At 37.4% G+C, this 12,490-nt stretch carries 17 protein-coding genes; 10 read left to right on the forward strand and 7 right to left on the reverse strand.

The window, feature by feature from the left end; translation table 11 throughout:
- The first annotated feature begins 206 nt into the window (after window positions 1-206).
- The 5 genes from cydP to KTH84_RS04330 are packed head-to-tail and all read left to right on the forward strand — an operon-like array spanning window position 207 to window position 3,541.
- Window positions 207-401 carry a cytochrome oxidase putative small subunit CydP gene (gene cydP, locus KTH84_RS04310; protein ID WP_199964202.1) on the forward strand — a complete coding sequence of 65 codons (195 nt, stop codon included), beginning with the start codon at window positions 207-209 and terminating at the stop codon, window positions 399-401.
- The gene (locus KTH84_RS04315; RefSeq protein WP_262472150.1) at window positions 401-1,987 is read left to right on the forward strand and encodes a cytochrome ubiquinol oxidase subunit I; all 1,587 of its coding nucleotides are present in this window, start codon (window positions 401-403) and stop codon (window positions 1,985-1,987) included. Before cydP ends, KTH84_RS04315 begins: the two co-directional genes overlap by 1 nt.
- Window positions 1,984-3,129 carry a cytochrome d ubiquinol oxidase subunit II gene (cydB, locus tag KTH84_RS04320; protein WP_262472152.1) on the forward strand — a complete coding sequence of 382 codons (1,146 nt, stop codon included), beginning with the start codon at window positions 1,984-1,986 and terminating at the stop codon, window positions 3,127-3,129. The genes KTH84_RS04315 and cydB overlap by 4 nt, the downstream gene beginning before the upstream one ends.
- 10 nt (window positions 3,130-3,139) lie before the next feature.
- Window positions 3,140-3,241, forward strand: coding sequence for a cytochrome bd-I oxidase subunit CydX (gene cydX / locus KTH84_RS04325; protein ID WP_000270276.1), 102 nt, complete (start codon window positions 3,140-3,142; stop codon window positions 3,239-3,241).
- A complete protein-coding gene (locus KTH84_RS04330) occupies window positions 3,242-3,541 on the forward strand; it encodes a cyd operon YbgE family protein (protein WP_080593069.1) in 300 nt (99 codons plus the stop codon). It begins immediately after the preceding gene.
- Window positions 3,542-3,608: 67 nt separating this feature from the next.
- Here the strand turns inward: KTH84_RS04330 and KTH84_RS04335 are convergent, their stop codons facing one another.
- The 5 genes from KTH84_RS04335 to KTH84_RS04355 form a co-directional block, all read right to left on the reverse strand.
- Window positions 3,609-4,280 carry a DUF2057 domain-containing protein gene (locus KTH84_RS04335; protein ID WP_262472153.1) on the reverse strand — a complete coding sequence of 224 codons (672 nt, stop codon included), beginning with the start codon at window positions 4,278-4,280 and terminating at the stop codon, window positions 3,609-3,611.
- A gap of 223 nt (window positions 4,281-4,503) precedes the next feature.
- The gene (locus KTH84_RS04340; protein ID WP_004643073.1) at window positions 4,504-5,100 is read right to left on the reverse strand and encodes a nitroreductase family protein; all 597 of its coding nucleotides are present in this window, start codon (window positions 5,098-5,100) and stop codon (window positions 4,504-4,506) included.
- Between the two features lie 189 nt (window positions 5,101-5,289).
- A complete protein-coding gene (ftsY, locus tag KTH84_RS04345; RefSeq protein ID WP_202741899.1) occupies window positions 5,290-6,402 on the reverse strand; it encodes a signal recognition particle-docking protein FtsY in 1,113 nt (370 codons plus the stop codon).
- 120 nt (window positions 6,403-6,522) lie between these two features.
- Entirely contained in the window at window positions 6,523-6,849 is a 327-nt protein-coding gene (locus KTH84_RS04350) for a hypothetical protein (protein WP_003652108.1), read from the reverse strand.
- 98 nt (window positions 6,850-6,947) lie between these two features.
- Window positions 6,948-7,307, reverse strand: coding sequence for a hypothetical protein (locus KTH84_RS04355; RefSeq protein WP_042896041.1), 360 nt, complete (start codon window positions 7,305-7,307; stop codon window positions 6,948-6,950).
- A 217-nt stretch (window positions 7,308-7,524) separates the two neighbouring features.
- On the opposite strand from KTH84_RS04355, the gene KTH84_RS04360 reads away from it, so the two are divergent.
- The 3 genes from KTH84_RS04360 (at window position 7,525) to KTH84_RS04370 (ending at window position 9,130) form a co-directional block, all read left to right on the forward strand.
- Window positions 7,525-7,758 (forward strand): hypothetical protein, encoded by a 234-nt coding sequence (locus KTH84_RS04360; protein WP_003652111.1) that lies wholly within the window; start codon window positions 7,525-7,527, stop codon window positions 7,756-7,758.
- A gap of 422 nt (window positions 7,759-8,180) precedes the next feature.
- The gene (locus KTH84_RS04365; RefSeq protein ID WP_042894222.1) at window positions 8,181-8,555 is read left to right on the forward strand and encodes a DUF2750 domain-containing protein; all 375 of its coding nucleotides are present in this window, start codon (window positions 8,181-8,183) and stop codon (window positions 8,553-8,555) included.
- 143 nt (window positions 8,556-8,698) lie between these two features.
- Window positions 8,699-9,130, forward strand: a complete 432-nt coding sequence (locus KTH84_RS04370; protein ID WP_262472157.1) for a CBS domain-containing protein — start codon at window positions 8,699-8,701, stop codon at window positions 9,128-9,130.
- A 52-nt stretch (window positions 9,131-9,182) separates the two neighbouring features.
- On the opposite strand, the gene KTH84_RS04375 is transcribed toward KTH84_RS04370, so the two are convergent.
- Window positions 9,183-10,391: an aspartate aminotransferase family protein gene (locus tag KTH84_RS04375; protein ID WP_262472159.1), complete on the reverse strand. Its 1,209-nt coding sequence runs from the start codon at window positions 10,389-10,391 to the stop codon at window positions 9,183-9,185.
- A 227-nt stretch (window positions 10,392-10,618) separates the two neighbouring features.
- Here KTH84_RS04375 and grxD point away from each other — a divergent pair, with 227 nt between their 5' ends.
- Window positions 10,619-10,960, forward strand: coding sequence for a Grx4 family monothiol glutaredoxin (gene grxD, locus KTH84_RS04380; RefSeq protein WP_042894221.1), 342 nt, complete (start codon window positions 10,619-10,621; stop codon window positions 10,958-10,960).
- A 47-nt stretch (window positions 10,961-11,007) separates the two neighbouring features.
- On the opposite strand, the gene KTH84_RS04385 is transcribed toward grxD, so the two are convergent.
- Window positions 11,008-11,331, reverse strand: a complete 324-nt coding sequence (locus KTH84_RS04385) for a hypothetical protein (protein WP_202741897.1) — start codon at window positions 11,329-11,331, stop codon at window positions 11,008-11,010.
- Window positions 11,332-11,576: 245 nt separating this feature from the next.
- On the opposite strand from KTH84_RS04385, the gene KTH84_RS04390 reads away from it, so the two are divergent.
- Window positions 11,577-12,476, forward strand: a complete 900-nt coding sequence (locus KTH84_RS04390) for a LysR family transcriptional regulator (protein WP_262472162.1) — start codon at window positions 11,577-11,579, stop codon at window positions 12,474-12,476.
- The last annotated feature ends 14 nt before the right edge of the window (window positions 12,477-12,490 follow it).

The following is a 12,490-nucleotide window of genomic DNA, read 5'->3' on the forward strand; positions in this document are numbered from 1 at the left end:
TTAATCAACTTAATAATTTTATTTACAAGTGTTTTAGTTGGATTTAATAATCAATTCAAACTATTTTAGTATGGTATTATTTTTTAAATATTAAGTATTTGTTTTTTATAATCTAATTATTTAAATATTTATTTAAAATATATTTATTGTTTATTTTTATTATATTTTGATTAATAATAAAATTAATATCAAATGAGGTTTAATTTATGAGCCTTAATTTTCAAAATCTTAATAGTCGTTTAATTAAAGAAATCACTATTATTCTAATAATAAAAATAGTGCTTCTTTTAACGATTAAACACATTTGGTTTGATGCTCCCACCATCCCCAAAAATTTCGACAATCAGGTCGCCGAGCATATTGCTGGCGATAACATTTCCCACATTAAGGAGACACGTTGATGATTTCTGAAAGCGTGGTTGATCTTTCGCGGTTTCAATTTGCAATGACCGCCATGTATCACTTTCTTTTCGTCCCTTTAACTTTAGGTTTGGCTTTTATTCTTGCCATTATGGAAACCACCTATGTCATTTCCGGTAAAGAAATTTACAAAGATATGACTAAATTTTGGGGAAAATTATTTGGTATTAACTTTGCGTTAGGGGTAACGACTGGCTTAACCATGGAATTTCAGTTTGGAACAAACTGGGCTTATTACTCACATTATGTAGGTGATATTTTTGGTGCGCCATTAGCAATCGAAGGCCTTATGGCATTCTTTCTTGAGTCGACCTTTATTGGTTTATTCTTCTTTGGATGGGACCGCTTAAGTAAGGTTCAGCATCTAGGAGTAACATGGTTAGTTGCGCTTGGTTCTAACATGTCAGCACTCTGGATTTTAGTAGCTAATGGATGGATGCAAAACCCAGTAGGTGCTGCGTTCAATTTTGAAACTATGCGTATGGAATTAGTCGATTTCGGCGCGCTTATCTTTAACCCAGTAGCTCAGGTTAAATTCGTACATACCGTATCTGCGGGCTATGTAACTGGTGCAATTTTCGTACTAACTATCTCAAGCTACTACTTGCTTAAAAAACGGGATCTTCCTTTCGCCCGTCGTTCTTTTGCAATTGCTGCAATTTTCGGTCTTGCATCTACACTTTCAGTGATTTTACTCGGGGATGAATCTGGCTATGAATTAGGTGATGTTCAAAAAACCAAACTGGCTGCAATTGAAGCTGAATGGGATACTCACCCTGCTCCAGCTCCATTTACTTTATTTGGTATACCGAACCATGAAAAAATGCAGACAGATTATGCAGTTAAAATTCCATATGCATTAGGTTTAATTGCAACTCGCTCAACAACAAAAGAAGTTACTGGCCTAAAAGATCTCATGCAACAGCACGAAGTTCGTATTCGTAACGGTATGCTTGCCTATGCTGAACTTGAAAAACTACGTGCCGGTGATCGCTCGCCAGAGTTATTGGCTTCATTTGAAAAAAATCAAAAAGATTTAGGTTATGGCCTTCTTCTTAAAAAATATGCACCAAATGTAGTTGATGCGAAAGAGCAACACATTCAAGCTGCTGTAAAAGACACGGTTCCAAATGTTACAGCTCTCTTCTTCTCTTTTCGTGCAATGGTAGCTTCAGGTTTCTTAATGTTGCTTTTATTCATTTTAGCAACTTGGGCGGTAGCAAAAAGAAATGCCGAAAATAAACCTTGGCTACTGAAATATGCATTGTTTGCACTGCCTCTTCCTTGGATTGCTGCCCAAACAGGTTGGTATGTAGCTGAGGGCGGTCGTCAACCATGGTCTATTGGTGAAATCTTACCAACCCACCTCTCTACTTCTAGCTTAAGTACTGGTGATGTATGGGGTTCTATAATTGCTTTAGCTGCCTTCTATACAGTTCTTTTAATTATTGAAATGTATTTAATGATTAAATTCGCTCGTCTAGGACCAAGCTCTCTGCACACTGGCAAATATCATTTTGAAAAGCAGGAACCGAAAGCAAGTGTTAATGGGGAGGCTTTATCATGATTGAATATGAACTATTAAAAATCATTTGGTGGGTGTTAGTTGGCGTACTTCTGATCGGCTTTGCTCTCACTGATGGCTTCGATATGGGTTCTATGGCCCTCATGCCTTTTGTTGGAAAAACTGATAACGAACGCCGTGCCGCTATCAATACCATTGCACCGCACTGGGATGGCAATCAGGTTTGGTTTATTACCGCTGGTGGTGCATTATTTGCCGCATGGCCGATGGTATATGCTGTAGCTTTCTCTGGTATGTATTGGGCACTGCTGTTGGTTTTATTCGCACTTTTCCTGCGACCAGTCGGCTTCGATTACCGTTCAAAACTTGAAAACACCAAATGGCGTAATTCATGGGATTGGGGCCTATGCATTGGCGGTGCTGTTCCAGCGCTTGTGTTCGGTGTAGCCTTTGGTAATTTGTTTCTAGGCTTACCTTTTGGTTTAGATGACACTTTACGCTCTGAATATACTGGCAGTTTTTTTGCTCTTTTAAATCCGTTCGCCTTAGTTTGCGGCATTGTCAGTCTATCAATGCTTTGTGCCCATGGCGGTGCATGGCTCATGTTGCGCACAGACAACGCTTTAAAGCAACGTTCTGCCAAAGCAACCCAGATCATGGCAGTTATATTTTTAATTTGTTTCCTTGTTATTGGGGCATGGCTGTATTTTGGGCAAGTACCGGGTTATAGCTATGCAGTTGCTATTGATCCAAATGTTGCACTCAACCCTTTAGCAAAAGAGGTAGTTACAAATAACAACCCTGGCTGGATGAACAACTACAGTACCTATCCAATTACTAAAGTTGCCCCAGTTCTTGCAATATTAGGCGCAATCATTGCAGTTTTTGCATCTTCAAAAGCAAAAGCAGGCTTAAGTTTTACTGGCACAAGTTTAATGATTGTAGGAGCGATTTTAACCGCAGGTTTTGCCCTATTTCCGTTCTTGCTTCCATCTAGTATTAATCCTAATTCTAGCTTGACGATGTGGGATGCTGTCTCAAGCCACCTTACTTTAGGCGTTATGACTGTAGCGGCTGGCATTTTTGTACCACTCATTTTGATCTATACCAGTTGGTCTTATTACAAAATGTGGGGCGTCATTACCAACAAACACATCGAGTCAAACTCGCATAGCTTGTATTAAGGAGAAGCAAATGTGGTATTTCGCATGGATCCTTGGCATTTTGATGGCATGTTTTGCAGGTGTACTTAGTGCACTTTATATCGAACATCATCAAAATTTAGATGAGGAATAAATCATGGCAAAAGCAATGACAGCATCAAATCATCGAAAAGTTCAAGCATTCGCAATGGCCCTTTCATTTCTGTTGGCATTGCCTCTTGCTGCAATTTTGCTTGTTTACCCTTCACTCATGTTAGATGCAAATGGACACTACAATCATAGTCAACTCATGTTGGTAATGATTGGTATTTCTGGTGGTTTCATTTATGGAGTGGGTTTTGTACCAAACTTCTGGTTATGGAAATGGTTATTTAGCCCATGGGTAGCATGGCCTCTCATGCTTTTAGGCTATTACATCTGGTTTCTAACCTAAACAAAAAAGACCTCATTTGAGGTCTTTTTTCATTTATCAAATCGGCTTTATTTTAAATAGCAATTAATTAATTTGATTGTTCAGCTAACCATGCCATAAATTTTTGACGCTCAGCTTTTGAGGCTTTCTGCCAAGTTTCAACTAAACGTTGATCATTGGTTTGGGCTACACCCGTTACTGGCATAGATGTTGGAGCTGGTACAACAACCTGAGCGGAAGTAGGTTTAGCCGCTGCATACACCGCCTCAGGCTGTGGTTTAGATGATTTAGTCGTAAAGTCAGTTACTTTACCCAATAAGCCAGTTGCAAACCATGGTTTTGCTTCATTGTTTGCACCCGTTTGTTTCACAATTAATTCATTATTTGCACTGTACAAAGCAACCGTTGGTTGCTCAGCATACTTTTTCGCATTTTCATAATCTTTAGGCACATCTACCATCGAAAGCTTATAAGTTTTCCCATCTTGCAATGTAGGTGTTTGAATTGTGACTACGCCAGATTTAACAATGTCATGCTCGCCATTTAAATGTTCAAAATATTCTTGGTAACGCACGCTTAAGCTGGTTTCACCCGCATCGACTTTATAGTTATTTTTAGATGAACGAAATAACCCAGAATTGACTTCTTGACCATTCACCGCAAGGATTACAATTTCCTCTGGTGCTGTAATTGTAACTGCTGAAAATACTGAACCACTGAGTAACAAACCAATTGCAGCAACGCTTAATCTTAAAGTCATCTGTTTCTTTCTCTGTATTTGATAAGCCATTAAATCATGAGCAATATGCAATATGATTGTGACCATTTTATGACATTGGGGTTCTAGACCAATTTTCAGATGAAAGACTTTAAAATATATAATTGAATTTTACTGAATAGTTGTTTTTTATTTAGTCTTTAATAATAATCAAAAAGTAAAAAAAAGAGCACCTAATGAGGTACTCTTTTTTAATCAACTTAAATTAGTTGAAGGTTTTGAAACGATCAGCATCATTAATAAATGCTTTTTCGCCTGCTGGTGCTTCAACTGAACCAAATACTAATTGAGCACGTAATTTCCAAGTTGCAGGCACATCAAATGCTTCAGCTGCTTCAGCATCAACAATCGGGTTATAGTGTTGTAAAGATGCACCTAAACCAAGCTCTGAAAGCGCAGTCCAAGTTGCAAATTGAGCAATCGCGCTTGAATGTTCAGACCAAACTGGGAAGTTGTCTGCATATAATTCAAATTGCTCTTGTAAGTTTTTAACAACAGCTTGATCTTCATAAAATAGTACAGTACCAGCACCAGCTACAAAGCTATCAATTTTTGTGTTTGTACCCGCAAAAGCTTCAGCAGGAACAATTTTACGTAATGCTTCACGAACTAAATTCCAGAATTTAGCATGAGATTCACCATATAGTGTCACCACACGTGAAGATTGCGAGTTAAAAGCTGAAGGGCTATGTTTAACCGCTTCACGGATTGTCTCTTCAATTTTAGTGCGATCTAATGCAACATTTTTACCAATTGCATAAATTGTACGACGATTTTTAATTTTATCTAAGAAAGTAGACATTTTGTTATTTCCTACCTATTTGTTTGACCATGGGCCGTTGTTTGGGAATGAATACAGTGTATTGAACTCATTTTTTATAATCAGCATTAAAAATATGACAGTTCGTTTTATTTTCGCAACAATAAAAAAAGATATACATATAAAAAAGCTCCACCATTTAGTGAAGCTTTTCATTGCTGATAACCAATTTTATTTATCAGTTTCAAACAGTGCAGCGACAAATGATTTAGCCGAGAATGGTCTTAAATCATCAATTTTTTCACCAACACCAATAAAACGAATTGGCACATGACTGCGACTAGCAATATTAAAGAGCACGCCGCCTTTCGCAGTTCCATCTAACTTAGTAATTGTAATACCAGTTAAACCCACAGCTTGGTCAAACTCTTGCACTTGGTTAATCGCGTTTTGACCCGTACCCGCATCTACTACCAACATAATTTCATGAGGTGCAGTTGCATCAATTTTTTGCATAACGCGTTTAACTTTTTTAAGCTCTTCCATCAAGTTGCTTTTATTATGTAAACGACCTGCTGTATCTGCAATTAATACATCAATTCCCTTAGCACGAGCACTCTCAAAGGCATCAAAAATAACAGAGGCACTATCAGCTCCGTGACCTTGAGCGACTACAGAGATATCGTTACGTTCACCCCAGATCTGTAATTGTTCTGTCGCTGCTGCACGGAATGTATCACCGGCAGCCAACATCACTTTTTTACCTTCACCTTGTAAACGCTTCGCTAATTTACCAATGGTTGTAGTTTTGCCTACACCATTTACACCGACCATCAAAATCACATAAGGTGATTTGTTCGGATCAATATGTAGTGGTTTCACACGTGGAGCCAACAGAGCAACCAACTCTTCTTGTAACGCTTTATAAAGAGAGTGGGAATAGATCAAATCACCACGAGCTGTTCGTTCTGTTAAATTGGTAATGATCGTTTTAGTTGCTTCTACACCAATGTCCGCAACCAATAATTGCTCTTCAACTTCTTCAAGCAATTCATCGTCAATTTCTTTTCCGCCAATCAGAATGTTAACCATACCATCGGCGAAATTACGACGAGTCTTTGTTAAGCCTTCCTTCATCCGACCAAAAAAACCAGATTTGGTTTGTTCAGTTTCTATATTGGTAGAAGAAGATTCAGTCTCGGCTAATTCCGTACTTTCTTGTGATTTAACAGGAGATTCAACGATGGGAACATCGATAGCAGGTAAATTAGGTAATGTGACATCGTCATCACCGATCTCAGCATCTATCAAGAATTTATTTTGCATATTCGATTGTTGTTGCATGCCGATTCCTTGAAAAGCAGCGCGTTTAAAAAGAGAAAGTTTAGCATAAATTCAAAACATTGCCTGCCACAATAGCATTCAAAACGCCTGGCAAACCAAGATTTAGTCTGATTTACTCATTTACTGAGTATCTTCCTGAGCGAGTGCTGGATATTGCTTAACATGAGCACCTTCAAATTGGTAAGCATGCATTAACTTTAAATACTCTGCCCGATGAATTTCCGACTGAGCTATAAGCAACTCGGCCATGTCTTGAGTTCTTGGATAAGTCGCCTGATGAGATAGTTGGATAATTCGTTGATATTGATCCGGACTAATAGGCCGAAGTAATGCTAAATATGACAGCACAAAAATACAGCCAATGACAATAACCACAAATAGGTTAAAACATTGATCAACTTTTAACTCAGACTTTAATTTAAGAAAATTTTGTTTGAATATGAGCATGACCTACCTCGAATTAGTGTAGTGTAGGGTTCAATGCTCATAAGCACAAGATCAAACATCCAGTAAGGTTAATAATCGTACCTTACTGGATAGTATGCTCAACTTATTAGTGAACGAATGACAGAAAAGTATAAAATTGCTGCAATAATCACTAAGACTAAAAACATCGCAAAAATACTTAGTCCTTCTTCTGCATCAGCTGGGTGCAATTCGTCTTCATCAGCAATTTTTCGAAGTTCCCCATCATAAACTTGATAAAACCAGCTTTTTTGGGTGGGTTCCAAATGCCCAGCAAAATCAAACACCCTTTTGCGTTGCGCAAGACAATAATCCCCTAAATGGATTTCCTGATGAAAGATCGCTTCATCTAATAATTTACGGTGATAATGGGCCAGTTCTATGATTTGTTCCTCTTTAGGCGGAGTATCAAAAACAAAGCCGTCGATTGTATTTGTCATATTTTATTCTCCTTGTCTTTTATTCTCATATTGATTTTAATCAAAATTATTTGTGAATAATGTTTAATCATGTATCCTAATAGTGAATTAAGCGAAAAGCACAAATAGTTGACAAATCCATCAATTTGTAATATTAGTTTAATAATTCTAAGTTAAATTAATTTAAAGGCAATGGCCTTTAGAAAAAAGTAATCATAATTACAATAAGGAGTTTTATATGATTCAACGTATCTCTCATCATGATTTAGAACATGTATACGCAACTGCAGTAAACACTATTCATTCTCAAATGAACTTTCAAGATGCAGTTACACAGTTAGAAGAAGTTGCTCGCGCTGGGCACGGTAAAGCGGCTCTATTCTTAGCAGAATTGTATTATCAAGGTTTCCGTGTTGAACGTGACTCACTTAAAGCACAATATTGGCAAAAGTTAGCCACAATGCAAGCATAAAAAAACGTCACCTAGGTGGCGTTTTTTTATACCCGTAAAAAATCTAAAGTTATCAATTTATCTAAAGCCTTACTTCGCCACTTCAGTCATGGCTCAGGTAGCGTTTTTTTATGTCTGTAAAAATTTGATATAAACCAATTCATCCCTTATCTCTTCTTGCGCTTCACCAAAGCTTTAATCGCTTTGTTTTGCTCAGGTGGCATTTTTTTATACCTGTAAAAACTTTCTATAATAAATATAATTCACTACGTACTTCGTTTGCCTTGCGTTTCGCCAAAGCTTCACTTTACCAATTGAGTCGTAGCTCAAGTGGCATTTTTATAGCTGGGAATATTTGTTTACGATTTGATACCTGTTTAAACTGAAATGTCATCTATTTTTTCTATAATAAGCAAGACAAGTTAAGAACCATTAAATTGACAATGAATAGTTTAAGCAATCTACAACCGGTTTCAAAAGACTTGATGATTAAGATTTATATTTTAAGAACCATGATGTATTGCGGAGTTCTTTGGGGATTATTTCATCAAGGTTGGGCAATTAAATCAGATCAGGAAGACTTTATTTTTCCTTTCTGGCTCAATGGATTGCAAGCTCACCGCTACGCTAAAGAACATTGGCCACACTACAAACCAAGAAGAATTACCCCCAAAGATTTTCACGAATCTTTATTACCAACCTTAACCCGACTCAACGTTACACCTGCTTTGTTTAATTCTTCTCATAGGAAGTTAAAATTATCTACCCAGCAAATGCATCATTTCTTTTTTAAACATCCGCACTGGCAAGGAGCCTAAAGTTTTCTTTAGGTTCTTCACCATTATTAGAATGCTTTTTGAACGCTTGAGTGTAAAACTTGTATTGAATGACTATCAAGTCTTTGCATTTTTATAAAATCAAGCTAATTTAAAACAAAATGATAAAACACGGGACAGAAGAAATGACAATCGTTGCACAAGTAATCAAAAACAAATCAGAACAAAATATTTTTACAATTTCTCCAGAAGCCACTGTCCTTGAAGCCATTAAGATCATGGCTGATAAAGGAATTGGTGCGTTAGTCGTAGCTGAAGGTGAAAAAGTTGTCGGAATTTTATCTGAACGTGACTACACCCGAAAAGTGACGCTTATGGAACGTTCTTCATATAGCACTACAGTCGCTGAAATTATGACATCTAAAGTACTTACTGTAAGCCTGAACAACACCGTTGAAGAGTGTTTACAGTTAATGACAGATCGTCACTTACGTCATTTACCAGTATTGAACAATGAAAAACTAGTTGGTTTTATCTCTATTGGTGACTTGGTAAAAGCTGCAATGGAAGATCAAAAAAACTTAATTGAACAGTTAAAACAATATATCTCTGGCTAATAATTTGAAATAAAAAATGGGCGCTTATACGCCCATTTTTTAACACTAAAACTTAAAGATAATTATTAATCAAAGCAACTAAACGCTCTAACAAGTCATCGGCCTGCGCTTGAGTCATATTAATAGGTGGTAATAGGCGAACGACCGAACCTGCTGTAACGTTAATAATAAGCTTATGTTGATCGCGCGCAATGGCAACGAGTTCAGCACAGTCTTTAGGCAATTGAATACCTATCATCATGCCAAAACCACGCACTTGAATATTCTTGTTGGCTAACTGTGCACGAAGTTGATCAACAATATAACGTCCTACTACCGCCGCATTTTCTACAGCATTCTCTTTTTGAATTGTATCAATGACTGTATAAACCACACGAGAACCAAGTACAGTACCGCCATAGGTAGAACCATGACTACCAGGCCCCAATAAACCAACAGCTTTACCTTGTGTCATTACAGCACCTACTGGGAAGCCATTTCCGAGTCCTTTCGCAGTCGTCAAGACATCAGGCACAATGTTGGTGTGCTGATATGCAAAATATTTACCAGTACGCCCATTACCTGTTTGAATTTCATCTAGCATCATGAGCCAGTTATGCTGATTACAAATATTGCGAACTTCCTCAAGATAGCTAAAGCCTTGAGGAGCAGTATTAATACCACCCTCACCTTGAATTGGCTCAATCAAAATTGCAACAATATCTGGATGTTGCAAAGCTGCTTCTTGAATTGCTTCTACATCACCAAATGGCACACGAATAAAATCATTTACCAAGGGGGCAAATCCATCTTGTACTTTCTTATTACCCGTTGCTGAAAGTGTTGCCAAAGTACGACCATGAAATGATTGTTCTGCCACAATAATCTTTGGCAAACGTACACCTTGTTGAGTACCAAATTTACGAGCAATCTTAATCGCACCTTCATTTGACTCAGCGCCACTGTTTGAAAAGAAGATCTCTTCCATGCCAGACACTTCGGCAAGCTTCTGAGCAGCGGCAGTTTGCCAAGGAATTTCAAATAAATTACTTGTGTGCACAAGTGTTGCAGCTTGTTCAGCAATTGCTTCTGCAATGACTGGATGCGCATGACCTAAACCACATACCGCAATACCAGTTAAGGCATCTAGATATTCTGTACCATCTTCAGTATATAGATATGCCCCTCGGCCTCGTACAAAACTGATCGCTTGGCGACCATAAGTAGCCATTAAGTGTGATGGTTGATCAGGTTGTATTGGAGCTAGGGTAATATCAGTCATATCGAACTCTGTCTGTATGAGGTGTTAAGAAGGGTTTATATAAGCAAAAACTGGCTCTGATGAAAAGTCTCATCAATCATTTATCTAAAATTTCGTCCGCTTTTCGTTATCACTTCGGTTTATACAATAAAATATTGAATATTCAATGCAACTTTAAGTAATCAGGTGGTTTGCAAAGCAACATAAACACCCCCTATAATGCTGCTAGATTAGTTGAGGATCTATTTATGACTGAACAAGCACGTGATACTGAAGCGTTAATCCGCGATCAAATTGCGAAGCATCCCGTTTTACTTTACATGAAAGGCACTCCACAGTTTCCACAATGTGGTTTCTCTGCACGTGCTGTAGAGGCGCTCAGTCAAATTGGTCGTCCATTTGCATATGTAAATATTCTGGAAAATCCTGATATTCGTGCAATCTTACCAGCAATTGCGAATTGGCCTACATTCCCGCAACTTTGGATAAATGGCGAGCTGATTGGCGGTAGCGATATCATGCTTGAAATGTTCCAAAATGGCGAATTAAAACCATTAGTTGAACAATATAGCGCTGCACCAGAAGCGTAAATAATAAAAAAGCCAATCAATAGATTGGCTTTTTTATGCTCTTAACGTTAAAAATCACTCACGCCAACATAGCGAAATAGACCTTCCACACCTAAATCAGATTTTAAAACAATTAGATTTTCATAAGCCGTTGTCGTTAGAGCTTCAAAAATATTCATATTTGGGTCTTCATGCAACTCATCCACGCTTTGACTCATACACTCTTCAAATCGATCTGCAACAAATTCGAATCCTAAATCCATAGCAATAAATAAAGTGTGCTCACATGGCTGAACATATTGTTCTTGTGCCCAGTCAATTATCGCTTGTTTGCAAAATGGACACTTAATATTTGTTGAGGCATCGTTAAGTTCTATTAATTGATAAGGCATTAGATTTGGAGGGTAAAGAAAAATTATAGTGTAGAAGAAATTGATTAATAGTTCTATAGATAGGCCACAAGTTCAATTAAAATACATACATCAAAATCACATCGTAATTACAAAATCATTTCAAAAACCATCTTTATTAAATAGATCATGAATTTATCCTCTACTTACAAAAAATTTAGTATAAGAATTATCGTTGCAAAAATAATAATGTAAAATCATAGTTGTTGCATAAATAGGATATTTTAATGCTCACTGATCTTGATGATTTTTATTGTTTTGCTCTTGTTGTTGAGCATGGTGGTTTTAGTGCTGCTGAGCGTGTAACGGATATACCAAAATCAAAATTAAGTCGTCGCGTTTACAGTTTAGAAGAAAACTTGGGGGTTCGTTTAATCCAGCGTAGTTCTCGTCATTTTGCTGTTACAGATATTGGGATGGATATTTATAGACATGCTCAAGTCATGATGAATGCTGCACAAGCTGCCCATGATTTAATTGATCATTTAAGTATTCAACCTAGAGGCGTGGTAAAAGTTAGTGTGCCTGTTGATATTGCTCAAAATCAACTACCAAAAATCCTACCTGCTTTCTTAAAAAAATATCCAGAAATTCGTTTGCAACTTATGGTGAGTAACCGTCGAGTGGATGTCATTAACGAAGGGATTGATATCGCTTTACGAGTTCGCTCAAAACTTGATGATGATCCAAGTTTAGTTCTTAGACAGTTTGCCCTTATAGAACAAAGTTTATTCGCAAGTCAGGCATATTTAAATGAGTTTGGAGATATAAAAAATCCAGAGCAGCTCAGTGAGCACCGTATTTTAAGTTTGTCTGAAGATCATCTTGATCAACAATTCATTTTGCATGGGCCTGACAATCAACAGAAAAAAGTCAAAGTCAGCCCTATTGTAATGGGCACAAACATACACATGTTGGCTCAATTGGCTAGTCAGAACTGTGGTATCGCATTATTACCAGAGAGTGCAGCAGAAGATTTCCTGAAGTCTGGGCAACTTCTACAAATCTTACCGGACTGGAAAGCACCGCATGGAATATTACATGCCGTATATCCATCACGCCGAGGATTACTACCTGCTGTTCGAGTATTTATTGATTATTTAGTAGAACATCTTTCTGAGCGTTAAAATAAAAAAGTTCG

The sequence above is a fragment of the Acinetobacter sp. WU_MDCI_Abxb74 genome, assembly GCF_025513915.1.
In the GTDB taxonomy this organism is placed as follows: Bacteria; Pseudomonadota; Gammaproteobacteria; order Pseudomonadales; family Moraxellaceae; genus Acinetobacter; species Acinetobacter calcoaceticus_C.